Origin of the sequence: Rossellomorea vietnamensis NBRC 101237, from assembly GCF_001591825.1 — a bacterium.
In the GTDB taxonomy this organism is placed as follows: domain Bacteria; phylum Bacillota; class Bacilli; order Bacillales; family Bacillaceae_B; genus Rossellomorea; species Rossellomorea vietnamensis.
The window spans coordinates 1-26,484 of the sequence record NZ_BCVQ01000018.1; the positions used below are offsets into that span (position 1 = coordinate 1).

General features: G+C 45.2%; 30 protein-coding genes and 1 other annotated feature. All 30 genes read right to left on the reverse strand.

Going from position 1 to position 26,484, the window contains the following annotated elements:
• Positions 1-8 precede the first annotated feature (8 nt).
• A complete protein-coding gene (gene pheA / locus BVI01S_RS11190; RefSeq protein WP_034757238.1) occupies positions 9-860 on the reverse strand; it encodes a prephenate dehydratase in 852 nt (283 codons plus the stop codon).
• A gap of 90 nt (positions 861-950) precedes the next feature.
• Positions 951-1,406, reverse strand: coding sequence for a transcriptional regulator ThrR (thrR, locus tag BVI01S_RS11195; RefSeq protein ID WP_034757235.1), 456 nt, complete (start codon positions 1,404-1,406; stop codon positions 951-953).
• Between the two features lie 128 nt (positions 1,407-1,534).
• Positions 1,535-2,821, reverse strand: a complete 1,287-nt coding sequence (gene obgE / locus BVI01S_RS11200) for a GTPase ObgE (protein ID WP_034757233.1) — start codon at positions 2,819-2,821, stop codon at positions 1,535-1,537.
• Positions 2,822-2,857: 36 nt separating this feature from the next.
• Positions 2,858-3,388, reverse strand: coding sequence for a Spo0B C-terminal domain-containing protein (locus BVI01S_RS11205; RefSeq protein WP_034757231.1), 531 nt, complete (start codon positions 3,386-3,388; stop codon positions 2,858-2,860).
• A 178-nt stretch (positions 3,389-3,566) separates the two neighbouring features.
• A complete protein-coding gene (gene rpmA, locus BVI01S_RS11210; RefSeq protein ID WP_034757227.1) occupies positions 3,567-3,857 on the reverse strand; it encodes a 50S ribosomal protein L27 in 291 nt (96 codons plus the stop codon).
• 12 nt (positions 3,858-3,869) lie between these two features.
• Complete coding sequence (locus tag BVI01S_RS11215; RefSeq protein WP_034757225.1) at positions 3,870-4,205, reverse strand: ribosomal-processing cysteine protease Prp; 336 nt, start codon at positions 4,203-4,205, stop codon at positions 3,870-3,872.
• A gap of 11 nt (positions 4,206-4,216) precedes the next feature.
• On the reverse strand, positions 4,217-4,525 hold the full coding sequence (rplU, locus tag BVI01S_RS11220) for a 50S ribosomal protein L21 (protein ID WP_034757222.1): 309 nt from the start codon (positions 4,523-4,525) through the stop codon (positions 4,217-4,219).
• A gap of 12 nt (positions 4,526-4,537) precedes the next feature.
• Positions 4,538-4,616: a sequence feature (ribosomal protein L21 leader region), on the reverse strand.
• Between the two features lie 67 nt (positions 4,617-4,683).
• The gene (locus BVI01S_RS11225; RefSeq protein WP_061810193.1) at positions 4,684-6,129 is read right to left on the reverse strand and encodes an Rne/Rng family ribonuclease; all 1,446 of its coding nucleotides are present in this window, start codon (positions 6,127-6,129) and stop codon (positions 4,684-4,686) included.
• A gap of 102 nt (positions 6,130-6,231) precedes the next feature.
• On the reverse strand, positions 6,232-7,098 hold the full coding sequence (locus BVI01S_RS11230; RefSeq protein ID WP_061810194.1) for a site-2 protease family protein: 867 nt from the start codon (positions 7,096-7,098) through the stop codon (positions 6,232-6,234).
• Positions 7,091-7,867, reverse strand: coding sequence for a M23 family metallopeptidase (locus BVI01S_RS11235; protein WP_034757218.1), 777 nt, complete (start codon positions 7,865-7,867; stop codon positions 7,091-7,093). The genes BVI01S_RS11230 and BVI01S_RS11235 overlap by 8 nt, the downstream gene beginning before the upstream one ends.
• 211 nt (positions 7,868-8,078) lie before the next feature.
• Entirely contained in the window at positions 8,079-8,882 is an 804-nt protein-coding gene (gene minD, locus BVI01S_RS11240; protein WP_034757216.1) for a septum site-determining protein MinD, read from the reverse strand.
• A gap of 1 nt (position 8,883) precedes the next feature.
• Positions 8,884-9,564 carry a septum site-determining protein MinC gene (minC, locus tag BVI01S_RS11245; protein WP_034757213.1) on the reverse strand — a complete coding sequence of 227 codons (681 nt, stop codon included), beginning with the start codon at positions 9,562-9,564 and terminating at the stop codon, positions 8,884-8,886.
• Positions 9,565-9,648: 84 nt separating this feature from the next.
• Entirely contained in the window at positions 9,649-10,170 is a 522-nt protein-coding gene (gene mreD, locus BVI01S_RS11250; protein WP_051758188.1) for a rod shape-determining protein MreD, read from the reverse strand.
• The gene (gene mreC / locus BVI01S_RS11255; protein ID WP_034757210.1) at positions 10,167-11,045 is read right to left on the reverse strand and encodes a rod shape-determining protein MreC; all 879 of its coding nucleotides are present in this window, start codon (positions 11,043-11,045) and stop codon (positions 10,167-10,169) included. Before mreC ends, mreD begins: the two co-directional genes overlap by 4 nt.
• Before the next feature lie 163 nt (positions 11,046-11,208).
• Positions 11,209-12,216: a rod shape-determining protein gene (locus tag BVI01S_RS11260; protein ID WP_061810195.1), complete on the reverse strand. Its 1,008-nt coding sequence runs from the start codon at positions 12,214-12,216 to the stop codon at positions 11,209-11,211.
• A 254-nt stretch (positions 12,217-12,470) separates the two neighbouring features.
• Positions 12,471-13,181: a RadC family protein gene (gene radC / locus BVI01S_RS11265; RefSeq protein WP_269146685.1), complete on the reverse strand. Its 711-nt coding sequence runs from the start codon at positions 13,179-13,181 to the stop codon at positions 12,471-12,473.
• 28 nt (positions 13,182-13,209) lie between these two features.
• Positions 13,210-13,782, reverse strand: coding sequence for a Maf family protein (locus BVI01S_RS11270; protein ID WP_061810196.1), 573 nt, complete (start codon positions 13,780-13,782; stop codon positions 13,210-13,212).
• A gap of 175 nt (positions 13,783-13,957) precedes the next feature.
• Positions 13,958-14,935: a hypothetical protein gene (locus BVI01S_RS11280; protein ID WP_061810198.1), complete on the reverse strand. Its 978-nt coding sequence runs from the start codon at positions 14,933-14,935 to the stop codon at positions 13,958-13,960.
• Between the two features lie 100 nt (positions 14,936-15,035).
• Positions 15,036-15,476, reverse strand: a complete 441-nt coding sequence (locus BVI01S_RS11285) for a type II secretion system protein (protein WP_061810199.1) — start codon at positions 15,474-15,476, stop codon at positions 15,036-15,038.
• Positions 15,473-16,258 (reverse strand): PilN family protein, encoded by a 786-nt coding sequence (locus BVI01S_RS11290; RefSeq protein ID WP_061810200.1) that lies wholly within the window; start codon positions 16,256-16,258, stop codon positions 15,473-15,475. The genes BVI01S_RS11285 and BVI01S_RS11290 overlap by 4 nt, the downstream gene beginning before the upstream one ends.
• A complete protein-coding gene (locus BVI01S_RS11295; RefSeq protein ID WP_061810201.1) occupies positions 16,255-16,872 on the reverse strand; it encodes a PilN family protein in 618 nt (205 codons plus the stop codon). Before BVI01S_RS11295 ends, BVI01S_RS11290 begins: the two co-directional genes overlap by 4 nt.
• Positions 16,872-17,834 (reverse strand): type IV pilus biogenesis protein PilM, encoded by a 963-nt coding sequence (gene pilM, locus BVI01S_RS11300; protein WP_061810202.1) that lies wholly within the window; start codon positions 17,832-17,834, stop codon positions 16,872-16,874. Before pilM ends, BVI01S_RS11295 begins: the two co-directional genes overlap by 1 nt.
• 15 nt (positions 17,835-17,849) lie before the next feature.
• Positions 17,850-18,596: a prepilin peptidase gene (locus BVI01S_RS11305; protein WP_061810203.1), complete on the reverse strand. Its 747-nt coding sequence runs from the start codon at positions 18,594-18,596 to the stop codon at positions 17,850-17,852.
• Between the two features lies 1 nt (position 18,597).
• Positions 18,598-19,038 carry a type II secretion system protein gene (locus BVI01S_RS11310; protein ID WP_061810204.1) on the reverse strand — a complete coding sequence of 147 codons (441 nt, stop codon included), beginning with the start codon at positions 19,036-19,038 and terminating at the stop codon, positions 18,598-18,600.
• A 110-nt stretch (positions 19,039-19,148) separates the two neighbouring features.
• Positions 19,149-20,360 (reverse strand): type II secretion system F family protein, encoded by a 1,212-nt coding sequence (locus BVI01S_RS11315; protein ID WP_061810205.1) that lies wholly within the window; start codon positions 20,358-20,360, stop codon positions 19,149-19,151.
• Positions 20,361-21,404 (reverse strand): type IV pilus twitching motility protein PilT, encoded by a 1,044-nt coding sequence (locus BVI01S_RS11320; RefSeq protein ID WP_061810234.1) that lies wholly within the window; start codon positions 21,402-21,404, stop codon positions 20,361-20,363.
• A 9-nt stretch (positions 21,405-21,413) separates the two neighbouring features.
• The gene (locus BVI01S_RS11325; protein ID WP_061810206.1) at positions 21,414-23,075 is read right to left on the reverse strand and encodes a GspE/PulE family protein; all 1,662 of its coding nucleotides are present in this window, start codon (positions 23,073-23,075) and stop codon (positions 21,414-21,416) included.
• 21 nt (positions 23,076-23,096) lie between these two features.
• Positions 23,097-24,482 (reverse strand): VanW family protein, encoded by a 1,386-nt coding sequence (locus BVI01S_RS11330; protein WP_061810207.1) that lies wholly within the window; start codon positions 24,480-24,482, stop codon positions 23,097-23,099.
• A gap of 25 nt (positions 24,483-24,507) precedes the next feature.
• A complete protein-coding gene (locus tag BVI01S_RS11335; RefSeq protein ID WP_061810208.1) occupies positions 24,508-25,242 on the reverse strand; it encodes a PRC-barrel domain-containing protein in 735 nt (244 codons plus the stop codon).
• A 23-nt stretch (positions 25,243-25,265) separates the two neighbouring features.
• Positions 25,266-26,459 carry a hypothetical protein gene (locus BVI01S_RS11340; RefSeq protein ID WP_061810209.1) on the reverse strand — a complete coding sequence of 398 codons (1,194 nt, stop codon included), beginning with the start codon at positions 26,457-26,459 and terminating at the stop codon, positions 25,266-25,268.
• Between the last annotated feature and the right edge of the window lie 25 nt (positions 26,460-26,484).

Sequence of the window (26,484 nt, forward strand, 5' to 3'; positions counted from 1 at the left end):
TTTTTTCTTTAGTTATCCAATAAATAAGAAGAATATGTCCCGATCATTTTCACCGTGCATCCGAGGGCTTCCATTTCACTGATGGCTCCGGGAAGGAGGACGTCATCCATTTCATGGGCCACATCGATCAAGAAGAAATAATCTCCGAGCCCCGTTTTCAGGGGTCTTGATTCGATTTTACTTAAATTCAGCTGTCTCCAGGCAAACGTGGACAATACCTGATGAAGCGCCCCCGAACGGTCTTTCGGAAGAGTCACCATCAAGGTTGTCTTCTCCATGCTCTTTTCCTGAGACAGGGTCAGTGGATCCGGTGTCTTATGCAAGACGATGAACCTCGTATGATTATAGGCAAAATCATGAATGTTTTCATGCAGGATGTTCAACCCGTATTTTTCTGCTGCCAGCTCGTTCCCGATCGCCGCGAGGAATGAATCCGGATTCTCACTTACGAATTTAGCAGCGGCAGCCGTACTCGTCGTCTGCTCCAGCGGCACTCCGCGAAACTGCTTATGTAAAAATTTATGACACTGCGCCAATGCGTGGGAATGGGAAAGGACTTTCCCGATCCGGTCTTCGCTGTCACTCCACGCGGGATGAATCATTAAGTGCTGCTGAATGGCGGACGTCAATTCAGCGACAATCGCTAAGTTCGCTTCATGAAACAAATAATCCACCGTAATATGTACCGAGCCTTCCAGGGCATTCTCCAAAGGCACCACGGCGTAATCCACTTCACTCTCGATCACTGCCTCGATGCAATCGGGTATCGTCACATACGAAACCGTTTCTTCTTCGGGAAAAGCCTTCTTGACGGCTAAATCTGTAAAGGAAGCCTGTGGTCCTAAATATGCTATCTTCACTCTGATCTTCCTCTCACTCTATTGAAATTTATTGAACATTCTAACACGTATGGAATCAAAGGGAAAGGTTTTCCCATAAAAAAAGAAGCGTCAGGCTCCGGAACCCAACACTTCCACTTTCTCCACAAATTCCAAACGACGGAGCTTTGAGAGCAAGTCTTCCAATCCGATCGTGAGGTCTGTCACATTTAAGGAGAGGGTGACATTCGCCCTTCCCTGCAGCGGAATCGTCTGATGGATCGTTAATATATTGCAACCATGCTTGGCTGTTTCACTTAATAGATGAGACAGTGTCCCTGACCGGTCCTCCAAATGAAAGAACAGGGTAATGATCCTTTCCTTCACGATGGTGTGGAAAGGAAAGACCGTATCCCGGTATTTGTAAAAGGCACTCCGGCTCAAATCGACCCGGTGGACCGCTTCCCATACGGAATCCGCCTTGCCTCTTTCAATCAATTCTTTTGCATCCAGGGTTTTCTTCATCGCTTCCGGCAGCACGTCTTCACGCACCAAATAAAACTTGCCTTCTTGAAATTTTTTCCCCAATGACTATTCCTCCAATTGTCCAGCTGTAGAGGTTCGAATAAAACCGCTTTCGCTCTCTATTGTAAAACAGGTGACGGCAGATTTCAGCCACCACCTGTCAATTCGTCTGAATAGATAAAGGATGAAACTTAATCTACAAATTCGAACTCATATTTAATTAAGCGGATCGTATCGCCATTTTTGGCACCACGTTCACGAAGGGCATCATCCACACCATACGAACGAAGCTGTCTGGCGAAACGTCTTGCCGAATCTTCCCGTGAGAAATCCGTCATCTTGAACAATCTCTCGATCTTCGCACCGCTGACGACGAATGTGCCATCAGGGTCACGGGTGATTTCGAACTCTTTTTCTTCCTCTTCATGCTTATAAAGAACGCGGTGAATACCCGTTTCTTCTTCTTCATGGATCGGGAATTCTTCTGTTGTTTCCACCTTATCCGCAACGGCATACAACAGTTCGGCGAGACCCTGTCTTGTGACCGCGGAGATAGGGAACACAGGGTAATCCTCCTGAAGTTTCTCTTTGAAGACCTTCAGATTCTCTTCTGAATCCGGCATATCCATCTTATTCGCAACGATGACTTGAGGACGCTCCGTCAAACGAAGATTGTATTGCTTAAGCTCTTCATTGATCGTCAGGTAATCCTCGTATGGATCTCTTCCTTCCATTCCGCTCATATCGATGACGTGCACGATGACACGGGTACGTTCAATGTGGCGAAGGAATTGATGTCCTAGCCCCACACCTTCGTGGGCACCTTCAATCAATCCTGGAAGATCGGCCATGACGAAACTTCTTCCATCTCCCGTTTCCACCATCCCAAGATTCGGTACGATTGTCGTGAAATGGTAGGAGGCGATCTTAGGCTTCGCTGCTGAAACAACGGAAAGCAGTGTTGATTTCCCTACGCTAGGGAATCCGACCAATCCCACATCAGCAAGAAGCTTCAATTCCATCACGATATAACGTTCTTGACCCGGCTCACCCTTCTCAGACAGCTCCGGTGCAGGATTCGCAGGCGTTGCAAATCGGGAATTCCCGCGTCCGCCGCGTCCACCTTTCGTGATCACCGCACGTTGACCATGCTGTACAAGGTCGGCGATCGTTTCACCTGTGTCATCATCCTTCACAACAGTCCCAGGTGGCACCTTGACCACCATATCCTCTGCATTGCGGCCATGCTGATTCTTACTCATCCCGTGCTCTCCGCGAGGTGCCTTGAAATGACGTTGATAACGGAAATCCATCAACGTCCTTAAGCCTTCGTCCACTTCGAAAATGACGTCTGCTCCGTGACCGCCATCTCCCCCTGCGGGACCACCTTTTGGTACATATTTCTCGCGACGGAAGGCAACCATACCGTTACCGCCGTCACCGCCCTTTGTATAAACCTTGACCTGATCTATAAACATACTTTCACTCCTAACTTATCACTGCAATCGCTTCAATCATTCAGCGATAACATGAACGACAAGAACCTCTTCTTGAAGTTGTTCTAATTCTATATTTTCTCCATTTGATAGTTGATTTTTGATCCAGTCTTCCACTAAGCTTGTACTCTTTAGTATACCTGTGAAATCAAATATAAAACGGGATTGTTCTTTAGTAATGTCAAGTATAATGGATAATTGATTTTCTACATTGTTCATTACATTTGATTCAAGGAATTCCAGAAACTCCTTGCACCAATTGTAAAGCCTTTTGTCTTCAAGCCGGTGAGGCTCGAGTCGAAGGACTTCAAAATCCAGCTTAATCAAATGTCTTGACCAATTATAGGTTAATATCCATTCTGCCAATAATGGCAGCTTCACATTCGAAAGCTTTGATTCATTTTGCGCAACGAGAACCATTTCCTCGATGACCTGTTTCGCCCGCTCCACACGGCCAAGGTCCAGATTCCCTTTAATTAATTGCAAATCATTCATCCAGTCGTGGCGGGCATGCCTCAACGCCTCGACTACACCCCAATTTTCGCTCATAATCTAACTCCTATACTTAAGTGCTACCTGTAAGTATATCAAAGATGGGCGTCGTGCGTATATTGTTTCTGTGAAATTGGTGTATGTGAATGGTAATCGGATAGAAATAGTCATATACCCTTGATAAAAATAAAACTCTAACCGAAAGTCGGTTAGAGTTTTCGTTAAAGATATGCGATTAAGCTTCATTCGCAACTGGGTATACGCTCACTTTTTTCTTGTCACGACCCATGCGTTCGAAACGAACAACACCGTCGGTTTTAGCGAAAAGTGTATCGTCGCCGCCACGGCCGACGTTTAGGCCTGGATAAATTTTCGTACCGCGTTGACGGTAAAGAATTGATCCACCAGAAACCATTTGACCGTCTGCACGCTTAGCACCAAGGCGCTTTGAGATAGAGTCACGACCATTCTTAGTCGAACCTACTCCTTTTTTGGACGCAAAAAACTGAAGGTCTAATCTTAACATCTGTTCCACCTCCTACTTTTTGAAGGTTATTTTAATAAAATCACTATAGTCTCTTTCAATCGTCTGGAGGCTGATCAACATGCCGTCAAGCAGCAGCTGAACCTTGCTCTCCGTTTCTTCCGGAAGATCATCAGGGATGACGCAGCGAAGGAATCCACCATCAGAGGATTGCTCGATGGACGGTTCTACACCGGTTAACGCCATAATGGCATTAATGCTGCCGAATGAAACAGCAGAAGCACCTGCACAGACAATGTCTTGCCCATTTTCGGCAAAATCAGCATGTCCATCCATGGAGAAAGAACGGATTCTTTTCCCGGAGGAACGCTCTACGTAAACGTTAATCATGATCTCACGCCTTACGCGTTGATTTCGTCAATGACAACTTTAGTGTAAGGTTGACGGTGACCTTGCTTACGACGGTAGTTCTTTTTCGCTTTGTATTTGAATACTACAAGCTTTTTCGCGCGGCCTTGTTTTTCAACTTTCGCTGTTACAGTAGCTCCATCCACTAAAGGACTTCCTACTTTCACATCGTCACCACCAACGAATAGAACTTTGTCAAAAGTTACCGTATCGCCTTGTTCAGCGTTTAGCTTTTCGATGTAGATTGCTTGACCAGCTTCTACACGGATTTGCTTACCACCTGTTTCGATAATTGCGTACATAATCGCACCTCCTTATAAACTCAGACTCGCCAATGACAGGTGTTGGTATGCTCCAAGCTTTTGTACCTGTAATGAGCGGTTGTAGCACGGGTGCTACAATCAATAACATTAGAATCCTATCACAAAAATCGATGGACTGTCAATAACATTCAAGAAATTCATAGAATCTTTGTTATCCTGAAATAAGGATGGGTGTGAGTGATTTCCTGAATCAAGATCTTTTTATTCAATACTTTCTGGAGTCTTTCGATATGGATGCCCTGTTTTCCAACAAAACTATCCGCCACATCACGGGTCGCTTCCACTTCAATCCGTGAGCCGTCCATCCCTTCACATTCCCACAGCTCCCGTTCGAGCTTGAATGCCATCGTCTCCGGACTCATTTCCCTCCCTGTACCATGACATACCGAGCACGGCCGGGTCAAGGACGCTGCAAGGGGCTGCCGGGTCCTCTTCCTCGTCAATTCCAGGATCCCGAGTTTGGTGAACCCTACGATCGTTGTGCGCTGCCGGTCTGAAATGAGGGCTTCTGAAAGAGCGTCCATCACTTCCTGGCGGTGGCTGTCCTTTTTCATATCGATGAAATCGATCAGGATCATCCCGCTTAAGTTCCGGATGGTAAGCTGCTTCGCCATTTCTGTCGCCGCGAGTTTATTCGTCTCCAGTATCGTCTGCTCCAGGTTGTCTTTCCCGGTGAATTTTCCGGAATTGACATCCACCACCGTCATCGCTTCCGTTCCTTCAATGATAAGCGTGGCTCCGTTCGGCAGCCACACTATTTTTTTCAGTGCGCTTTCCCATGCAGAGGAAACGTCATAATGTTTAAAAATATTTTCGCTGCCCTGATAAAGCTCGAACTTCCACTTCTTCCTGATTCCCTCACCGCTCATTTCCTCAACTTGAAGAAGGCTGTCATACTCATCAAATACGACCTTCCCGCCCCCACCTTTTTTCAGGTACTCATGGAGATCCTCATAGAAGGTATCCTGCCGGGATAGGAGGGACGGACACTTCGCCCTCAAGGACACCCTCTCAAGACCTTCATAGCGCGTCCTGAGGGAGATGACCTCTTCTTGTAATACTGCCTCTTTGACCCCGGAGGCGTTGGTGCGCATCACAATGCCTTCTCCCCCTTGTTTCCACTCATGAGCTAACCGCCTCAACACCTTGCGATTTTCATCATCCACTTTTTTGGAAACCGCCACATAGTACCCCTTTGGCATGTACACCAGATGTTCACCCTTCAGCTCGATGACAGCGGTCAATCTGGCACCCTTCGTCCCCATCTCATCCTTTAAGACCTGAACGATGACTTTTTCTCCTTCATGGACAAGGTTTCCGATCGGGGTTGGATCGCTCCCCTCATGATACGCTTTCACATTTTGCGGAAAGTCCTTTTCATGGAGATACCCATTCTTTCCCTGACCAAAATCGACGAACGCCGCCCCGAGTCCCTTTTGGACCTTGATGACCCGCCCCAGGTAAATATTGCCCGTTAAGCTTTCTTCTCCAGGGGGATATGTATATAAACCAATAATTTCATTATGTGAACGGTGTACCCACCGCTTTTCCCTGCCCTTACTGTGTACAATCATTTCTTCCATACCCAAAACCTCTTTTCCACAGAAAAACTCATAAGAAAAAAGGGTTGGTTCCAACCCTTTTTTACCAGTATGCCCTTACTTTATACAGTTCGTCTCTATTCGTCAATAAAGGTAGAGAAGATCCTTCGTTTTTGCGGATGTCATCTTTTCCGCAAAGAAGGCGTGGAGCAGCTCGTTCTCATCAAGTTTCCCCACTTCAACACCCTTGTCGAATACGACGAGGGGATGCTTGACGCCTCTCTGAAACCTTTCCACCACCGTTATGATGGATTCTTCACTTTCGATTGGTAGCGGCCTCAGTTGCACAAATTGATGACTCTTCCCGTAATATCTCTCCAATAAAAACTTCATAAACGCATATCTCCTCTGCTTCCAGTCGACCCATAGGGAGAAGTACAGGAAGGAAAGGACGATCCACAGATTCAAATGCAGGGGAGCGGTTATGAGTACAATCAGATGGAACAATAATAATAATCCAAATGAAAAGAGGAGCGTGTATTCATACGCTCTCAAATAATTAAACTTCGTCGCAAGGAGCAGGGAAACCAACTTCCCCCCATCCAATGGCCAAATAGGCAGGAGGTTAAACAGCAACACCATCATATTCAATTGAAAAAAAAGTGAAAATGTATCCTGACTGATCACGCCAAACTCCAAGAGACCGAAGCCGGCTGCAATGAGCCAGACGTGCTGCAAGGGACCGGCTGCCACCACCCAGAACTCCTCCATCAAGGAGCGGTTCCCGTGCTCATCCATCTCAGCGACGCCCCCAAAGGGTAACAGAGCGATTTTCTTCACCCTCCACGAAAAGGATTGAGCCATCATCCCATGGCCCAGTTCATGGATCGTAATGATGACGAGGAGCAGGATCAGTTCAAAGAAGTGGGCCGTCATGATGGCAATCCCGATCACAAGCCACAGCAAGGGATGAACGTAAAATTTCTTCAAAAGTGATATGAGATTAGTCAAATGACATCACCTGGATCGGGTCGATGAATTCATCCCCCATTTTAATCGCGAAATAAAACTCACCCGTTGCTTCGTCCTGACTGCTCGATGAAACCTTCCCTACAAGAGAGCCCTTCTTGATTGATTCATACTGCTTCACATCAATCGATTCCAAATTTCCGTACCACGATTCTGATTTATCCGCATGTTGAATGACCACAGTATTCCCCAACTCCTCCTTTTTTCCTGCAAATAGAACCAAACCTCCCTTCATGGCCGTTACATCCTCACCAAGGACCGTCTGCAGCATGATCCCCTGCCCATTGGTCTTGAAATTTTCTACGACCTTCCCTGAAGCAGGCCTTGCATATTCAGCACTAGGTTCCGCCGCGGATTCTTTCCCGGAATCACTTGCAGGCAACAACGCAAGCGGTTTTCCGAATTGATCTTCATACCAGGTGGAAATGGCGGCGAATTGGAACTCCGTATCCATCGTCTTCATGACAACGGACTTTGCATCATCGAATGAGGGAGAAGGGCTTTTGAACAGGATGGCCGTCACCAATACCATGATCCCCGCCCCGAGTATTTTCAGCATGAAGGTTTCTTTCTTAAAAAGAGGATGGACCCCTTCCGGTGGAGGACCGCCTTCAAAGCTTGTCTGCCGCTCCATTCCATAGCGCTCCTCATCCGACGGCAAAAAGTACGATGGATTCGTACCGGAACCTGTTCCACCCATCTTTTTTCGTTTGGCTATCCGCTTCCGTATTTCATCCGCTCGATTCCCCATGTACATCATTCCTTTTTATAAGGTATTGTTTCATAACCAGTGATTGGCTTGGTCCATTCCTGCTGATGGGCAAACGGGTGTCAGATCCATACCAAGATTCCATTACACATGTTTTGCTACAATGTATGACTTGTCCCGTGGGAATATTCATGAAGAACACAAAAAGTCCCGGCAGGACGCATCATGCGACCTGCCGGGACCGGCGATATCATTAGGCTTTTACACCAAATAATCTTTTAATTTTCATAAAGACGCCCGTTCTTTCTTCTTCCAGGGATTGAAGCGGGACCGATTCACCCAGGATCCGCCTCGCAATATTCCGGTAAGAGATCGACGCTTTACTTGTCGAATCGAGAGCGATCGGCTCCCCTTTATTCGATGATTTGATCACGTTGTCATCATCGGCGACGATTCCAAGAAGATCGATGGAAAGATGGGAAGTGATTTCATCCACATCCAGCATCTCACCGTTTTTCATCATATGATTACGGATACGATTGATCACCAATTTCGGAGGTTCGATGTTTTCCTTCTCCAGAAGGCCGATGATCCGGTCCGCATCCCGTACAGCGGAAATCTCGGGCGTTGTCACGACAATCGCGCGATCCGCTCCTGCCACGGCGTTTTTATACCCCTGCTCAATTCCTGCAGGGCAGTCAATAATGATATAATCATAGTCTTGCTTTAAGTCCAGTACCAGCTTTTTCATCTGTTCAGGATTGACAGCGGATTTATCACTCGTCTGAGCAGCAGGCAATAAGAATAGTTTGTCTTCGAAACGCTTGTCTTTCACAAGGGCCTGATGGATTTTACATCTGCCCTCCACTACGTCCACTAAATCATAGATGATCCGGTTTTCTAGGCCCATCACCACGTCCAGGTTCCTGAGGCCGATATCCGTATCAATCAGACAAACCTTTTTGCCTTGTAGAGCTAATGCTGTACCAACATTGGCAGAAGTAGTCGTCTTTCCCACTCCACCTTTACCTGAAGTAACAACTATGGCTTCACCCACATTAGCTTCCTCCTTTAAAACTAGTAATATTTGGTCTAAGATGCTTCAAAACCTGCAATCGATCGACAACGATCTGTCCACTTTCATCCACGTACGCACATTCCATCTCGCGGTCATCCTCTTCCTCCACCCGGTCAGGTGCACGATTCAGGGAATCCGCGATCCGAAGCTGGGATGGGACCATTTTCGAAGCCACGATGACCGACCCATCGTTACCATTGCAGCCGGCATGGGCAATCCCTTTTAATGAACCTAATATGTAAATATTCCCCCCGGCGAGGACCTTCCCCCCGGGATTGACATCTCCCACTATGAGGATATCGCCGGACACTTCCACTACCTGTCCCGAACGGATGACCCCTGTGAGGGTTTCGATATTTCGTTCATCTATGAGTTTCTCAGCATCATTTTTGGTTATGACATTACTCCATACTTCGTTTACCACTAAATTGCGTTTTTGTCTTACAATATCCTTCAACTCTTCCACCTGATCTTCTTCCAGGTAACGATTGCCTGTTTGGATATTGACCGTCAAAAGAGGGGTTCCTTCTGTTTCCCTGTATTGGGCAGACAGCTTATCGTCCAGCTCTTTTTTTAATTCCTGAAACGAGCATTGATCGTTGAGATGAAGGGTCAGTCCTTCTTTGGTTCCCTTGATCATCACATTTGGCTTCTTATTCATGTCGTAATTTTTCACCTCAGTCGTCTATAAATTCGACATAAGCAGTGTCATTTCCTCTTTATATGAAAAAATTACTAATGGAATTTATTCATCCAACCACTCTTTCCGTTTATTCAGAAGGTAGTTTCTAAATGGAAATGCAAGAATGATATAAAACAGGGCATTCAGGACCAAAGTCGGCCATAAACGCCAGTCCACAAACTGCATGAACGTCAAATCCGTCCTATTGATAATATGGTTGATCTCGTATACCAAAAACTCTAAAACAGAAATATTCACAAGGGTTATGATCCCTAATACAAAGAGGTTATTATGTAACACCTTCATCATCTGATGGGACAGAAAGATGACGAACGGGAATAACACCAGGTAAATCCCGTTGATTTCAGTGTAATAAATATCAAATAAGAAGCCAAAGATGAATCCATAAAGAAGTGCTGTCCGGTATTGATAGAACGCACATATAAAGAACAAAACGATGACCAGGAAATGGGGAACGATCATTTTCTGATCGAACCACTCTTCACTGGGGAAAAGATGGACAAATAAACTTTCGCTATAGAAGAAAAGCAAGGTCATGAAAGGAAGGAGGAGCCTGCTGATCATTGCTCTTCCTCCTCAACCGCGTCCTCATCCGTCACACCTTGGATTTCACGGTCGATGACCATGACATGCTCTAAATGATAGAAATCAGCAGCAGGCTTCACATATGCCGTTTGCGTCAGTCCATATTGATCCGGTTTGACTTCCTTCACTTCACCAATGACCAATCCTTTAGGGAACACGCCACCGAGGCCAGAGGTCATCACTTTGGATCCCTTTTCGACCTTCATATCGTTGGAAATCCGCTTCACCAGAATTTCTTCTTTCTTGCTGTCGTATCCTTCAATCCAACCGTTAATATCCTGGTCTTTACTTTGGATGACGGTGGAAATGCGGTTTTTTGTATTATTTGTCGAAATTAATTCGACCGTAGATGAAAATTCATTGACACTTTTAATCTTTCCGATCAATCCGGCTGAAGAGATGACGGCCATATCCGATTGGATTCCGTTCACTTCCCCTTTATCGATGGTGATGAGCTCCTGCCATTGATCCGGATTTCGTGCAATGACGGTTGCCTGAACCGTTTTATAAGCACGGAGGTTCTCCTTCTTATCCAGGACCGCCCGTAATTCATCGTTATCCTGCTTCAGGTCTTTCACTTTTGTTTCAAGCTTGATCAGCTCATCCAAACGCGTTTTCAGTTTTTCGTTTTCTGTGTATGTATTTTGAAGATCTTGAACGTTATCAACAACTCCGGCTACATAATTGACTGGTTTTGAAACCAACGATTGTCCGAATCCTACCATATCTTTCACAAACTGCTCCGGCCAGCTGATACTATCCCGGTCCCGCAAAGAAAATCCGATTAATCCCACCAGGACAATGACACTGACGAGCAGAATGATCAAACGTTTATTCAGGAAGAATTGTGGCATGATGTACACCTCAACCTTTTCTCATTCTAGTAAATACTATATCAAAAATCGTTTATATTTGATATCATTCGTCAAAATATTCATGGTTCTTCGAAAAAAGATGGGGCCGGCCTTAAGGCTGCCCTTGCATCCTTAAGGAAACGTCCCCTCTTACGATCAATTATTATTTTCCACGTGTTTTAAATAAGTGAATGTGGTCAAGGGCTTTTCCTGTCCCGATTGCCACGCAATCCAGTGGTTCCTCGGCAATGAGCACCGGCATCTTCGTTTCATCGCTGATCACTTTATCAAGATTACGAAGAAGTGCTCCCCCACCGGTCAGCACAATCCCTCTGTCCATGATGTCCGCTGCAAGTTCCGGTGGAGTCTTCTCCAGCGTACTCTTAACGGCATCCACAATCGTGTAGACGGTATCATGAAGGGCGGATGCAATTTCCACAGCCGTCACTTCAATCGTTTTCGGAAGTCCAGTCAGAAGATCACGCCCGCGGATTTCCATCGCTTCGATGCCTTCAGAATCCCCGGCAGAACCCACTTCCATCTTGATGGTCTCCGCTGTACGGTCCCCGATCATCAGGTTGTATGTCTTACGGATATAGTTGATGATCGCATCATCCATTTCATCCCCGGCAACGCGGATCGATTGACTTGTCACGATTCCCCCTAAAGAGATGATCGCCACTTCCGTCGTTCCTCCACCGATATCCACGACCATGCTTCCTGTCGGTTCCCATACCGGTAGATTCGCTCCGATCGCTGCTGCGAAAGGCTCTTCAATCGTATAAGCGTCCCGTGCCCCAGCTTGTCTGGTCGCATCGATGACCGCTCTTTCCTCAACCCCTGTAATGCCTGAAGGTACACATACCATGACATAAGGCTTTCGTGAAAAAGCGCCCTTATTTCGTGTCGCCTGCTTTATGTAGTACTTCATCATTGTGGCGGTCGTTTCGTAATCAGCGATCACTCCATCTTTCATCGGACGGAGGGCCACGACATTCCCCGGTGTACGGCCGATCATGTTCTTGGCGTCATTCCCCACTGCAACGATCTGCTTATTATCAGTTTGAAGTGCCACAACAGAAGGTTCGCGAACGACAATCCCCTTGCCTTTCACGTACACCAATGTGTTAGCAGTTCCTAAATCAATCCCTAAATCTTTCGTTCCAAACATGAATGGTATCTCCCTTTCTGATACAAATTGGCTGGTTTTTATAAAGGTTTATGTGTTTTCATAGGAGAGTTGTCCAATCACTCTCTACCTCTTAATTTTCGTCACAATAATGCTTCGTTCATGCATAACGAAAAGACTCATTCCCTTGTAGAATGACTCTCTTATTTCAGTAAGCCCGCGTTATATTGAATCACGATATTGTTTGTAAAAATCATAAGCTTTATTATATCGTAACCAGGAAAAAAATCATAGTGTCATAAATACCCTTTTTCCTTTAAACTGATAAACTTCTTCTCCCCTATTATAAGGTGATCGAGTATATCAATACCAATGATTCGACCGCATTCCACCAATCTTTTTGTCACTTCTATGTCTTCCCTGCTCGGGGTAGGGTCCCCGGATGGGTGGTTGTGGATGCAAATGATGGAGGCGGCGGAGCGGCGAAAAGCTTCTTTGAAGACTTCCCTGGGATGTACGATGGAGGCATTGAGGCTTCCGATGAAGATGGTTTGCTTGTGGAGTACTTGATTCTTTGTGTTGAGGTATAAGCAGACAAAATGCTCCTGGGCCAAAAACCTCATATCATTCATGACATAATTGGCCCCGTCTTCTGGGGAACGGATCGAATATCTGTCATCGAATGCCAGATTGCTGATGCGCCGGCCGAATTCCACCGCTGCCATGATCTGAACGGCCTTGGCAAGACCGATCCCTTTCGTTTTCGTGATCTCTTCCAGGGACGCATCCTTTAGTAGATTCAATCCATCAAATTGAGTTAAGAGACGGTTGGATAGTTGAAGAACGGACTCGGATTTGGTTCCGGTCCGGAGTAAAATGGCGAGCAGTTCCTGATTGGACAGACTGGCTGCTCCGCTTTGGATCATTCTTTCCCTCGGTCTCTCATCCTGAGGGAAATCCCTGATCATCAGACGGTTTTCTTCCTGATGGGGCATCGTTTTTACCATTGGTTCCTCCTATTCTTACGTGAAGGAGTCATTCTGAAGGAAGATAGCCCATTTCGAGTAGCGCACGATTCACACGTGAGATCGGGAGACCGACAACCGCGAAATAATCTCCCTTGATTTCCTTGACGAATTTCGCACCGATTCCCTGGATCCCATATGAACCCGCTTTGTCAAATGGCTCTTCTGTTGCGATATAGTCATCGATCTCTTTAGAGGTCAACTCCCAAAACGTAACATCCGTTTTTTCATAAAAGAGTTTCTCCTCCTCACCATGGACGATCGCGACACCGGTGTAAACCTCATGGGAAGAACCGGAAAGCATCAGAAGCATATCCTTCGCTTCCTCTTTCGATTCCGGTTTCCCCAGGATCTTACCGTCTTTTGTCACAACGGTGTCAGAGCCGATCACATAGTGAGAAGGGTGTCGGTTCGATATTACCCTGGCTTTTTTCCTTGCGAGAAACATGACGACTTCGTGAGGCAATAAATCAGGAGAAAAGGCTTCATCCACACTGGAGGCCATAATGGAAAAAGAGAGTTGGATTTGTTCGAGAAGTTCTTTTCGTCGGGGGGATTGTGAAGCAAGTATGAGGTTGGACACACCATACCATTCCTTTCAGAGTGCAAATTGGGAGATACAAGAATATACTACCAAATCCACCCTGACTAAACAAGTGAAAATAGAGCTGCCTCAGTACGCGCCAATGGAAGAATCCCATGTACTTAGACAGCTCACAGATCATTATTTCCTAGAAAATAGTCTAATTCAGTCGAAATTATAACCCGCTATATAGTTGAAGATAAGATAATAGTCCTTCTTGAGCTTTTTGTGCATCTTCTGGGGATTTCATTGCCGCTGCCAGATTCCCTGCATCCATCAATGATTTCTTCATGGAGGCGATGGAATCCTGACCCACTTTGAGCCCTTCCAATTCCTTCACTCCGGATTGAATCGTTTTGATCGTTGCCTCATCCGCAGTCCCCCCGGTCATTCCAGTGCTGCTGGCCTGGGCTATAGCGCTGAATAGGGCATTCCCTTTTTCAAGGAACGTTTTTTCTTCTTTTGACGCATTGATCCCTTTGGATCCAATCACAAAATCCTTTGCGTAAACGTCCACCCCTTGATCCTTCAGTTTCCCGCCAAGGGTTTTGGCCGTTTCCAGGTCACCCGAAACTCCGAGCAATAAAAAGAACTGGCCGTCTTTCTCCACAGATGCACCAGGAAGACCTTTTGCCTCTAAACTATCCTTCATGGCCTTCATCGCTTCCTCTGTCGAAAACACACCGCCCTGTAGGATGGAGGTAGAAAAATCCTTTAATTCGACAGCAGAAACCGCCTGCTGGTCGCCCGTTTTCCCTGTTGATGTATTTTCCTGCAAGGTTGCGGCAGGTGTAGCCGGGCCATCCGTCGTCGTGATCACCTTAAGGGTCCCGAAACCAAGGACCGCCCCCACAACGATCGCCCCAATCAAAGACATGACCAAGTTGACCGAATCCTGAAACGGGTTAATAAACGATTTTTTCTTCTTCTTACTTCCAGACACATAGTGGATCTTTTTATATTCCTGTGGAGGCTCGGCTTCTTCATCGGGAAGGATCCAATCAAATCCGTCATCCTTCGCCTCTTCCCCGGCAGCCGTTTCCGATTCCCCCAACTTCCAATCGTACACAAGGAGATCTTCATCGAACTTCGTTTTTTCCCCATTGATTTTAATAGAAATCTTTTTGTCGTTTTTCCCACGATCGCCCATCATCGCCACCCTCCTTCATCTATTTTTTTCCATGCTATCACATCCCATAAAAAAAAGAACAAGACTTTTGTCGTCTTGTCCTAATAGGTTTTCGTCAAATTTTTTAGTTCTTCTTCAGGGATTCGATTGATAGAGAAGAATAGGGGATTTCCTCTCTATCACCTTCATCATTTGTACAAAGATTGTACTCATCACCCATTAAACAAATGGATAAGACATTTTCACCATCAGCCAGAACATAGGAGTCATCATCCGGTGTCATGACTGTTTTGGAATGGGGATCAAGGATCGGTTCGATCAGGTTGGCGTCTACCAATTCTTTATAGGTGACCTTATCGATTTGCCGCTCCTGAAGCATGGCGTCTTTCGCATAGTACTCGGCAGAGCTCTTCATTGTAAGGGCATTTGCCACGAATGCCTGCTGCTTGGATTTTTCGATGATCGTATTGATCGCCAACACGGCGATCACGGCGATGATCCCGAGGATGACAATCACCGCCAGTAATTCGACAAGGGTGTAGCCTCTCTCATTTTCAGTCATCATTCATCAGACCTTACATTATTATCTTGTTCTTCTGACTTTTGTTCAGGGAACTGCTGAAAAGGATTCTTTTTGTTTGAAGGAAGAGGAGCATCCAGTTTAGGCAGTTCCTTCTCAAGTTCCACTAAACCAGGCAAATAAAAGGCGGATACCACAATCTTCAATTGAATATTCTCTACAGCATCCTGATATTGCTGTATCTCCGGTGGCCCGCTGAAAGAAATCTGTTCAACCTCTACGATGCGGTGCAGCTCTTCCAGTTTCTTGATGAATCCTTCTATTTCGAAATAGCTCTTGGCTTCAACAGACATAGTGGCAGTCAATTTTTGCAGGCCCTGCGGGAGGGACACGACCGCTCCATCCGAATTGGTTGAAGATGTCCCATCATTCGTCGGCTCGGCTGTCTCTTCGATGGTAGTCCCGGTTGTTTCACCGGTTACAGGCAGCGCCATCGCTCCTTCAGTAAATTCTATGCTCGTAATAAGACTATCCGAGACGATTTCCGCCTTTTGAAGGTCTATAAGCAGCTGCTGTGTCATGGGTTTCACCGGAACTTTTTGTTGAAGGGAACTCGAGTTTTCAAATGAATCCTGTTGGATGGAAGAAATTTTCGAATCCAAAGCATTAATTAGCTTCGTTTCCGTTTGAATTTCACTTTGCAGGCTTTCTTTTTGATTCTTCACCGGTAAGTAGAAAAACCAAACAGCTCCAAAGACAAGAAATAATACTAAAATGGTTGAGGTTCCAATCAGAAACCATTCTTTTTTATCGAATTGTACATTCATCCCGAATCGCCCCCTTGCTCATCGGATTCAGCTTCGATTTTTTTGATGCTATCTCTATTTAATATGACTTCATACTGGCCGACGTACCTTGGCAGGACGGGTTCAGTATTAACAGCCGCCTGTTCATTCTCCATGACGGATTCAGTGGCAAGGGATGATAGTTTTGCATCCTGAATGTACTTGGAATCTTTCAGATGAGTTAAATAATAGGCTGCTTCACTGCTTGTATCGAATTGAATCGAGAGTTGGATACTCCCAACGTCTGCATAAGTGAAATCCTTTAAGAATCCACGTTCCGGAAGCAATTCCACGAGATGATCCAAGACCGGTATCGTATCGATCGGATAGTCTTCCACCCAGCTCACTGCTCCCTCCAGTTGTACCCATGCATCAGAAGATTCAAAGTCAGAAATGCTTTGTTCTTTTTCAGCCCTAAGCTGCTTTTCACTTTGAAGTTGAGCAGTCAGGGCGTCCACGTCTTTACTGAGATTCCCGGCAAGGATGAATAGAAGAATCAGAGCAAGAATGCCAAGTGATATAACCCCAGCGACCACATACAGCCACTGCCGGCTTCTCTTTTCGTTTTGAGGTAATAGATTGATATCGACGAGCACTATATCACCCCTTTTAATCCTAAACCAACGGATAGCAGGAACTCATACGGTAGTTCTTGGTTGGTGTAGGGGTCCCGTGCTAGAGAAGGCACCTTGATGGTGTCAATCTCAAACCTGTCTGCCAAAAGGGTATGGATGTCCCCGACCATGGGGTGATCACCGGCTACATATACCTTATTGATCACAGATTCATCGTTTGTCAGCGTGTAGCGATAAAAGCTGAGCACTTTGTCTATCTCTTTCATCACATCATCAAATGGGAGGGAATGAAATTCATCATGAACACTTCTCTCATCCATCACTTCCCGTTCCTCCCCTAAACTGATCGGCCTGAAAAAGACGGGCTGGTGATCATGGAAGATGGATACGGTCACATTGGAAGGATTAAAGTAAAGAAGCATTTCATGGTTTTCACTATGAGTAAGGTCCAATGAATGGATGTAACGGTAGTAGGCAAGTGGACTGATATCCGCTACAACGGGCTTTAAGTGGGCATCTGTCAGCATCTGTTGATATTCCATCACAATGTCTTCCGGTGCAGCAACCAGGATGATTTCTTTCTTGTCCCCTTTATTCCCAACCACCACTACGTCAAAAACCGGATTTTCAAAAGGGAGATGGATACTTGTCCCGATTTCAAGGAATAAGTGACTCTTTACCTCATCGTCCTCAATATCAGGGGAAATCGCCATCTTCCTGATGATCATCTGTGTGTTCGGGACGATGAATTGAACTTCCCTCTTTTTCAGGCCCCAATCCAGGACACACTCATCCAAAAAGGCTTGAAACGCCTCTTTTTCAATGATTTTGCCATCGGAAATCATCCCGTCTCCTATACGCATCTCTCCATAATCATGGATATGTAAAGGAGAAACTGATTTCAATTCGACAAAACGAATCCATTGATCACTGATGACGATATTGATTTTATTTTTATTCTTATTGAAGAGACGTGATAACATCTTTAATGACCCCTTTTAGCTGTATAAAGAAAAATACCAATACAGGATTGGCTGATGAAAGAAGTATGCGACGAGTGTGCCCAATACGATATACGGACCGAACGCGATGGGCTGTCCTTTTTTGAAAACACCTAGAATCAGGCCGGTAATACCTGCCACCGCCCCCAAAAGCGTGGCGAGAAAAAAGGAAAACAGCATCACCTTGACTCCCACGACAAAGCCGATGACAGCGAATAATTTAATATCGCCGCCTCCCATTCCCCCTTTGCTGATGATGGCAATCAGGAGAAGCAGGCAAAAGCCTGTCAGTGCACCCGCTATGCTGTCCCACCAGGGATTCAACGGGATGAATATGCGTTCGATGATAAAGAGCACCGAAAAAAACAGCAGCACTTTATCGGGGATGACCATATATATCAGGTCACTGACGGTGATGATCATGAACAGGGAAACAAGGGTCAGAGCGACAATCAGCTCCGCCTGTAAGCCTATTAACGTATAAGAAAGTAAGAATAGTAGTCCCGTGGATAATTCCATTAACGGATAAAGAGGAGAAATGCGCCCTTTACACCGAGCGCATTTTCCTCCTTGTATAATATATGAAACTACCGGGATCAGTTCCCTGGCCGTCAGCGTGTGCCGGCAGTAAGGACAGGCTGATCTCGGTTTGACGATTGATTTTTTGAGCGGTATCCGTAGGCCGACTACGTTGTAGAAGGAGCCTAGGAGGAGACCGTAGAGGACTAGTAATACTTGAATCATATTATAGTTTTACATCGTCACGCTTAACTTTATCAGGGTCACCGTTAATATGTTCAGTAGAACTCGATTTCCCAATAAGAGTAACCACATAAGAATAGTTACCAGTATCTGCATCTTTAGTAATTGTAACAATACTGGTCTTTTGGTTGTATCCCTTAGAATCTGAAGGGTTTTCAAACTCTTCTAAATATCCTTTATCGATAAGTTCTTCCATTTTAATAGAACCTACTGCAGCTTGATCAGCTGTTACCGCTAATCGCGCCCCACTCACCATCTGCTGAGCATTCGCAATGTGAGCATCCTTCTTCGAGTTATTAATCAACCCGCCAATACTAGGAATCGCAATCGCCGCAATGATCCCTAAAATAACAACAACCGCAAGTAATTCGATAAGCGTCAATCCGCGCTCATTTTTCAATCTTTGACCGATTTTCTTTAACATGGTAATTCCTCCTGTTTAATGATCTTTTTGCAAAAACTAGTAATCTAGTACTAGTATACAACAACCAATCGACAAAAAAATCAACTTTTTTGTAAAATACTAGGTATTTTCTAATAGTTCTGAACACTGTTGAAGATTTCGAACATCGGGACTAGGATGGAAGTCACAATGGTCCCGACTAAACCTGCCAGCATGACGATCATGAGCGGCTCGATCAATGACTTCAGTCGGTCCGTGGCGCTTTCCACTTCCTTTTCATAGAAGTCCGCAACCTTTGCAAGCATTGAGTCAAGGGAACCTGTCTCTTCCCCTATTGCAATCATCTGCGTCACAAGTGGAGGGAAAGCCCAATGCCTCTTCATTGGGTCCGTAAGGGAGGTCCCTTTCTCCAAAGACCTCCGGGATTCGCCGATCACCCGTGCCACCACTTCGTTTTCCACCACTTTTTCCACGATGGCCAACGCCTGTAAGATGGGGACGGAGCTGGAAAACAAGGAGCTTAACGTTCTCGTCATCCTCGCAAGGACCGCTTTTTGCAGCATTTTTCCGAAGATCGGAATCCTTAGGACGGCATAGTCTAAGTAATATTTGGAGCGCTTGTCTTTTCTTAACATGGCCAAGGTGATCGAAATGAATACAAAGAACAAAATGATGATATACCAGAACTTTTGCATGAAGTCGCTTGATGCAATGACGAACTGTGTGATGGCAGGCAGTTCGCCGCCGAAATCGTTCAGCATATTCACGAATGTAGGGACGACGGCAGCAAGGAGGAAAATCACGACACCGATGGCGATGACGCCAACAACCATCGGGTATGCAAGAGCCGATATGATTTTCTGTTTCGTGATATGCTGCTTTTCATAATGGGTGGCGAGCCCTTCCAACGTCTCATCCAGGCTACCTGATGCTTCACCTGCTTTCAGCATATTGATCAACAGCGGTTCGAAGATTTTCTTATGACGGGAAAAGGCTTCCGACAACGGATTCCCGTCCCTAAGTTGATCCTCGATTTCCTTTAAGGCTTTACCGAGTGCCTTACTCTCTGTCTGCTCAGACAAAATATGAGTGGCATCCACGACCGTGACGCCAGCTTGCAGCAGGGTGGCAAACTGTCTCAGAAATATGACAAGATGCTGCAATTTCACAGGATTGCCGATCGCGATGTCTTTCGTCATAAGCGTTTCCGGCATCTCCAGGATGTCTATGACCCTTACTTCCTGCTTTTTCAACTGAATGAGTGCATCTTTTTTCGATGAAGCCGTGACAATCCCTGATTTCTTCCCTTTTTGGTCCCTGCCTGTGTACTTATACCGTCCCATCTATTGAGGAATCTCCTCTCTGCTGTAAGGAAACGCCATTTCCTTAGATATGATGCCACTCTCATATAGTCTCATCACACTGTCGCTCATAATGTGCATACCTGACGATTTGGATGTCTGCATGACATTTTGAATCTGGTGGACCTTTTCAGAACGGATCAAATTGGCGATCGCCGCATTATTCATCAGGAGCTCCGTCGCGGCCCTTCTCCCTTTTTTATCGACTGTGGCAAAGAGCCTTTGGGAAAGAATCCCGACAAGGACCGATGCCAACTGAACACGGATTTGCGACTGTTGCTCCGGAGGGAAAACGTCTACGATCCGCTCGATGGTGGCAGGTGCACTGGAAGTGTGAAGGGTCGCAAGTACAAGGTGACCGGTCTCAGCTGCCGTGATGGCCGTATGGATGGTCTCCAGGTCACGCATCTCTCCTACAAGAATGATATCCGGATCCTGCCTCAGGGCACTTCTCAATCCTTTTGAGAAAGATCTTGTATCAAACCCTACTTCCCGCTGATCGATGATCGATGCACCATGCTTGTGCAGGTACTCGATTGGATCTTCCAGGGTGATGATATGCTTCCTCATCTTCCGGTTCATATAATCGACGATGGAAGCGAGTGTAGTCGACTTCCCGCTGCCCGTTGGCCCAGTTACGAGGAACAGCCCCTGAGGTTTTTCTGCAATGGCCTTCAATGCATGTGGAAGAAACAGGTCTTCCATTGTTGGGATGGAAGTCGGAATCACACGTATAGCCAAAGATACACATGATCGCTGCTTAAATGCATTCACCCTGAATCTTGACACGCCGGGAATCCCATATGAAAAATCCAGCTCACCCACTTCTTCAAAAGCAGGATACATCGTTTCTGAAATGATGGCTTTTGCCATTAACTCTGTATGATCGGGCAACAGGTTCTCTTTCCCGTATCTTTTTAAGTCCCCGTGTATGCGGAAGATAGGCGGCGAACCCACAGTTAAATGGATATCCGATGCCCCCAGCTCGTAAGCAGATTTAAGAAGATAATCAACTTTTTCTTTCAATTCATTCACCTACTCTGATATGGCTACTCGTAATACTTCCTCGGTCGTGGTCAATCCCTGTTTTACTTTCAGCAAACCGTCATCTACCAGGAAAATGGTTTTATTTCGGATAGCATGCTCCCTTAGCTTCGAAAATGGTTCATTGTTCAGGATGACCTTCTTCATTTCATCATTCATGACGAGGACCTCATGAATGGCGATCCGGCCCTTGTATCCGGTCATGTTACAAGATGAGCATCCCCGCCCCCTTGTGATGGTCTCGATCTTCATTCCTCTTTTGGCGAATATCTCCACTTCCCGTTTGGTCGCAGGCATTTCCTGCTTACAGTCACGGCACACCTTCCTGATCAGCCGTTGAGCCACGACCCCGCTCAGTGAAGAAGCCACTAAAAACGGCTCGACCCCCATATCCAGAAGTCTGGTCACTGTACTGATGGAGTCATTGGTATGGATGGTGCTCATGACGAGGTGACCGGTCAGGGAAGCACGTATGGACACTTCAACCGTTTCCCGATCCCGGATTTCCCCTACCATGATGATGTTGGGGTCTTGACGCAAAATGGCCCGAAGTCCCTTTGCGAATGTCAATCCTACATTCTGATTCACACCGATCTGGTTGATCCCTTCCAGCTGATACTCAACGGGATCTTCGATTGTAATGATGTTCACTTCTTCGCTATTGAGGTGATTCAAAGCTGCATACAAAGTGGAAGACTTCCCTGAACCGGTTGGTCCTGTTATGAGGACAATCCCTGTCGGCTGTTGGATCATTTTCATGAACCTCTGCTGATTCACCTTGTTGAACCCCAGTTTTGTAAGATCATTCAGGCTGGAACCTAAATCCAGGATCCTCAGGACAATCTTTTCACCATACACCGTCGGTAATGTCGATACACGCAGATCAATCGGGTGAAAGTCGATATTCACTTTGATTCGTCCGTCCTGTGGCACTCTGAATTCGGTTATGTCAAGGTTTGCCATGATTTTAAGCCGGGCAATCAACATGCTTTGCATATGTTTCGGAAGATTTCTTTCGGTTCTTAAGATCCCATCCACCCTGTAACGGATGACCACTTTTGTTTCCTGCGGATCAATATGTATGTCACTGGCTTTTTGGGTGACGGCATTCGAAAGGATCCCGTTCACTAAGCGAACGATGGGAGAATCGGAATCCACCACCGTTTCTTCTTCCACGTTATTTTGATTCCGATTTTCTTGAAAGAGATCTTCAAATCCATCTTCCAGATCATAGAATTTATTGATGACCTTCAGGATGTCATCCTTCGTTGCAATCGCTGTCTCAATCTGAAAGCCCGTAGCCAGACGGAGATCCTCTATGGCATAAAAATCCAAAGGATCACTCATGGCGACAAAAAGCTTATCCCCTTCTTTCTTAAGTGGGATCATCAAGTTCCTTTTTGCAGACTCTTTAGGGATGAGATGGAATAAATTTGTTTCAAAGGGATACCGATATAAGCTGACATGTGGGATCCCTAATTGGAATTCCAGCACTTCTATCAACTGCTGTTCCGTAATATATCCTCTTTGAAGCAGTGCATCCCCTAACTTTTGACCCTTGGCCTTATCTTTCAGGGTATCTTGCAACTGGGATTCGGATATGATCCCTGCATCTACCAGCAGGTCTCCGAGCCTTTTTCTAATGGTGGTCACCTTATCACCCGCTTTTAAGCCTTATTTAAAATCTTTTTTCTGTGGTTTTGATTTATCGTCAGATGATGTTGGTGAAGAATCCCGTTTGGACGGGTCCTCACTTTTCTGATCGGTAGAAGTGTCCGTCTTATCTTCTCCGTTCTGTGAAGTGGGGGCTTCCTTTTCTTCCTCATTTACTTTATCCTGCGTTGTTACTTCACCGTCTACCTCATCCGTCCCATCCGTTACATTGTCATATGTTTCGCTCGGTGCTTCCTGTGCTTCCTGCAATGGATATACCGCAACTTTATTCTGCGGCGCATAAAAATCTTCATTGATCAGTTCTTCTGAAAGGATCTCTCCTGAAGTGCTAAGCTTTTGTTTGTAGACCCTGATCAAAACCCCGTCTTTCCCTTCTTGCTGAATATCGACGCTTCCTTTTTCAACAAAAGGGCTGAATTGTTTAATCACACGGGGAGAGAATGTTTCCTTTTCAGACAATCGGACATTATACGTGCTTGAAAAGGGAATCCCCTCGAGCTGTGCCTTAATTCGATTATCTTGAATGGCAAGCTTCAGCACATACTCCGTCGCGTTCGGATTCGTGATGACAAAGTCCTGATTATTCATAGGATTGAATTTTGCTTCAAAGCCCAGGGGCGCATAATCCGGAAGCTCTTTGCTTATATTACGTTCAATGATGGAAAAATTGGAATGCAACGTAATCTGATAGAGTAATGATGCAACCGGACTTAAGTCAGCCTGTGATTCAACAACAAATCCTTCCGTTTCCAAGAAGTCCGAAAACGAAAACTGAGAATTGGGTGCAATGAGAATGGAGGGAAAGTTTTCTATGAAGCCCTTGATCGTAGGTGTAATGTTCAATTCATTGGATACAGCTTCAAATAAAATCTGTGTCGATGCATTTTTATCAATATAATCGTACACGTGAATGGTCTCACCTTTGTTGAGATTTCCCGCTAAAGATAGGACATACTTCTTTAAAGAACCCACGTTTATGTCATCACGGCTAAAGTCAGGGAAATGATCGGTTAGAAATGAATCCAACGCTTGATCATCCAAGGTAACCAATAAACTCGAACTTCCATTGTCATCGAGTTTTTCTATACTTTCTTCCAAGTGGAATTGAAAGAGTGCTGAATCGATCCTTGCACTCTCCCCATTGAATTCAAGCATGATGTTTTGATTCCCTTTCCACTCTATTATTTTCCCCTCCAGTATCTTTACTGCTTCTTCTTTGTTTGCTCCCCCAAGATTAACAGATGCAACAGCTGCATGTTTTGATAGATTGAGTGACTGAACAAAGAATGATTCATAAGCATACACGCCTAAATGAGAAAAACCATAGAGAAAAAACGTAGAAAAGAATAAAACGGCCATCAACTTTACAAGCAGACCTTTTTTCACATCAGGCGCTCCTTCCTGCTATTCCCTACTTAATATTCATCGTTAAATCAACAAATACAGATGGTCCCGCTTCTTGAGCGGCTTTGATGTCTGATTCCGATAAAGAGGAACCCTTGGCGATCAACAAATCCCCTTCTAAGTTGTAAATATCTTCCGTCACGCTTTTACCCGCCAATAGTTCTGTCTGTTTCGATTTGATTGTTTCCAGTCCCTGTTGTTGCGGTGTGGCTTCGACCACTTCTTCGACCACAGGTAGAGGATCTCTGAGTTGATTCAATGAATCTTTAAAATATTCTACAGCATCTTCGTTAACGATGAGGATATCTTTCCCGAAAGTGAGTACATGTTCTGTTGCAAGGAAATAAGTATTGTCCTTCGACTGTAACTCCAATGAAACGATGGCCCCTGTTTCATCATCCACATAAAATTCCTGGATACTACCGATCATTTGTCCTTTACGGGTCATGACACGGGTATCATTGATCTTAATCTTCTTGTTCACCAGCTGATTTGCGATAGGAATTTCATTCAAATCAATGACCGCATTCTCGTTTTCGACGGTCACAGCATATTCCCCGATCCCGACTACCTTTTTAAAAGGGATGGCTTTCACACTCACCTGCCAGTCTTCATGTTCGATGGTCAAGAAGTCGACTGAGCCTTTCTCCGGATTTATAACAAGGGATTTCACTCTCCCTATTTCACTTCCATCATTAATACTGATAATCGGTAAAGCTTTCATTTCTGCACTTTTCTTCATGTCATCTCACCTATTCCATCAATTTAGTTTCGTGTCATTTCCCACGCGTATTCCTTTGTATGTTCCAGATCCATTATGATATAAGGGTACTCCCTGAATCTCTCTTCGATCCCTTTAATGAAGATATCCAAATCTTCATATTGCTTCGTTGATATGTAATGATCCATTAATATCCTTGCAAATGTATAGTAATCTTGATCGTGTAAACTTGGATGTAAATAATGCTTTATCATATTTTCCATCTGGTCATCGGATAACAGACTCTTGGAAAGTGTGATCTGTTCAATCATGGTCTTCATTACTTCTCTCATGATTCTGCTGCGCTTTGGAAGTTCGTCTATAAAGTCGTCACCTTCTGCACCATTATGATCGATCAACTCGTCTTCCCCATCGATGGAATCTTCAAGAACTGCCTCTTTCCCTGCATTCACAGGCTCCTCTATCTCTTCAAAAACCGGTTCATCACTTTCATCGATTATTTCAGCTAACTCTCCCATGTATACCTCTGTTTCTTCCGTTTCCTCTACTGCTATTTCTTCCGGGTCTTTGATCATGCTTTCAATCTCACTCAAATCACCCTCAAACAACTCGAAGTCCTCTTCGGTCACATCAGGTTCTTCATTCAATTCGTTTGCATTTTCTATAAACCATTCACTCTCGTCTTCCTGAACCTGTGTTGAGGCTGTTTCTTGAACAGCATGTACGGGCATTACCTCTTCCTGTTCCTGTAAAGGCTCGATGTCTTCAAAGGTTTCCAGCGTTTCTTTTCTTAGCACCATATCCTCTTGATTATGATCCTCAGACTCTCTTTCATTAACAAACTCTTCAACCGCAGCGATTTCTTCCACATCTTTCACTTCAGAAACTTCATTTGATACTTCTTTGTCACTATGTAAGTCAGACTTGAATTCAAATTCAACATTTGCAGGAGTTTCGTGCCATTGTTCTTCTTTCACATCCTGGTCATGACCTGCAGACACTACCAATAGCCCGCTAAAACGCTGTTCCATGACGTATGAGAGGATGGCCAGCAAAGCAAGTAACATCAGACCAATTAACCACATCGGGTATTGGGCAGATGCGACTAACCCCAATAGCGTCAACCCAAATGATACGCCTGCGATCAATAGCTTCCCTCCATGGGAGATCCCGATTGGAATGAAATATAAAATAGGCAACAGCAGAATAAGTGCCAGTAACGAAAATAGGTAAATCATCTTACATTCAGCTCCTCCCTATGAT

Excerpts from the sequence above, each read along its gene's own strand:
- BVI01S_RS11260 (WP_061810195.1), bottom strand. The coding sequence starts at position 12,216 with ATGTTTGGAACGAAAGATTTAGGGATTGATTTAGGAACTGCTAACACA.
- minC (WP_034757213.1), bottom strand. The coding sequence starts at position 9,564 with ATGAATAAGAAGCCAAATGTGATGATCAAGGGAACCAAAGAAGGACTG.
- BVI01S_RS11305 (WP_061810203.1), bottom strand. The coding sequence starts at position 18,596 with ATGATTCAAGTATTACTAGTCCTCTACGGTCTCCTCCTAGGCTCCTTC.
- BVI01S_RS11315 (WP_061810205.1), bottom strand. The coding sequence starts at position 20,360 with ATGGGACGGTATAAGTACACAGGCAGGGACCAAAAAGGGAAGAAATCA.
- obgE (WP_034757233.1), bottom strand. The coding sequence starts at position 2,821 with ATGTTTATAGATCAGGTCAAGGTTTATACAAAGGGCGGTGACGGCGGT.
- BVI01S_RS11310 (WP_061810204.1), bottom strand. The coding sequence starts at position 19,038 with ATGTTAAAGAAAATCGGTCAAAGATTGAAAAATGAGCGCGGATTGACG.
- BVI01S_RS11280 (WP_061810198.1), bottom strand. The coding sequence starts at position 14,935 with ATGATGGGCGATCGTGGGAAAAACGACAAAAAGATTTCTATTAAAATC.
- BVI01S_RS11215 (WP_034757225.1), bottom strand. The coding sequence starts at position 4,205 with ATGATTAACGTTTACGTAGAGCGTTCCTCCGGGAAAAGAATCCGTTCT.
- BVI01S_RS11335 (WP_061810208.1), bottom strand. The coding sequence starts at position 25,242 with ATGAAGAAAAGTGCAGAAATGAAAGCTTTACCGATTATCAGTATTAAT.
- BVI01S_RS11285 (WP_061810199.1), bottom strand. The coding sequence starts at position 15,476 with ATGATGACTGAAAATGAGAGAGGCTACACCCTTGTCGAATTACTGGCG.
- BVI01S_RS11225 (WP_061810193.1), bottom strand. The coding sequence starts at position 6,129 with ATGGAAGAAATGATTGTACACAGTAAGGGCAGGGAAAAGCGGTGGGTA.
- rpmA (WP_034757227.1), bottom strand. The coding sequence starts at position 3,857 with ATGTTAAGATTAGACCTTCAGTTTTTTGCGTCCAAAAAAGGAGTAGGT.
- BVI01S_RS11205 (WP_034757231.1), bottom strand. The coding sequence starts at position 3,388 with ATGAGCGAAAATTGGGGTGTAGTCGAGGCGTTGAGGCATGCCCGCCAC.
- BVI01S_RS11235 (WP_034757218.1), bottom strand. The coding sequence starts at position 7,867 with ATGGGGAATCGAGCGGATGAAATACGGAAGCGGATAGCCAAACGAAAA.
- BVI01S_RS11340 (WP_061810209.1), bottom strand. The coding sequence starts at position 26,459 with ATGATTTACCTATTTTCGTTACTGGCACTTATTCTGCTGTTGCCTATT.
- mreC (WP_034757210.1), bottom strand. The coding sequence starts at position 11,045 with ATGCCACAATTCTTCCTGAATAAACGTTTGATCATTCTGCTCGTCAGT.
- BVI01S_RS11290 (WP_061810200.1), bottom strand. The coding sequence starts at position 16,258 with ATGAATGTACAATTCGATAAAAAAGAATGGTTTCTGATTGGAACCTCA.
- mreD (WP_051758188.1), bottom strand. The coding sequence starts at position 10,170 with ATGATCAGCAGGCTCCTCCTTCCTTTCATGACCTTGCTTTTCTTCTAT.
- rplU (WP_034757222.1), bottom strand. The coding sequence starts at position 4,525 with ATGTACGCAATTATCGAAACAGGTGGTAAGCAAATCCGTGTAGAAGCT.
- radC (WP_269146685.1), bottom strand. The coding sequence starts at position 13,181 with ATGGTAAAAACGATGCCCCATCAGGAAGAAAACCGTCTGATGATCAGG.
- pilM (WP_061810202.1), bottom strand. The coding sequence starts at position 17,834 with ATGTTATCACGTCTCTTCAATAAGAATAAAAATAAAATCAATATCGTC.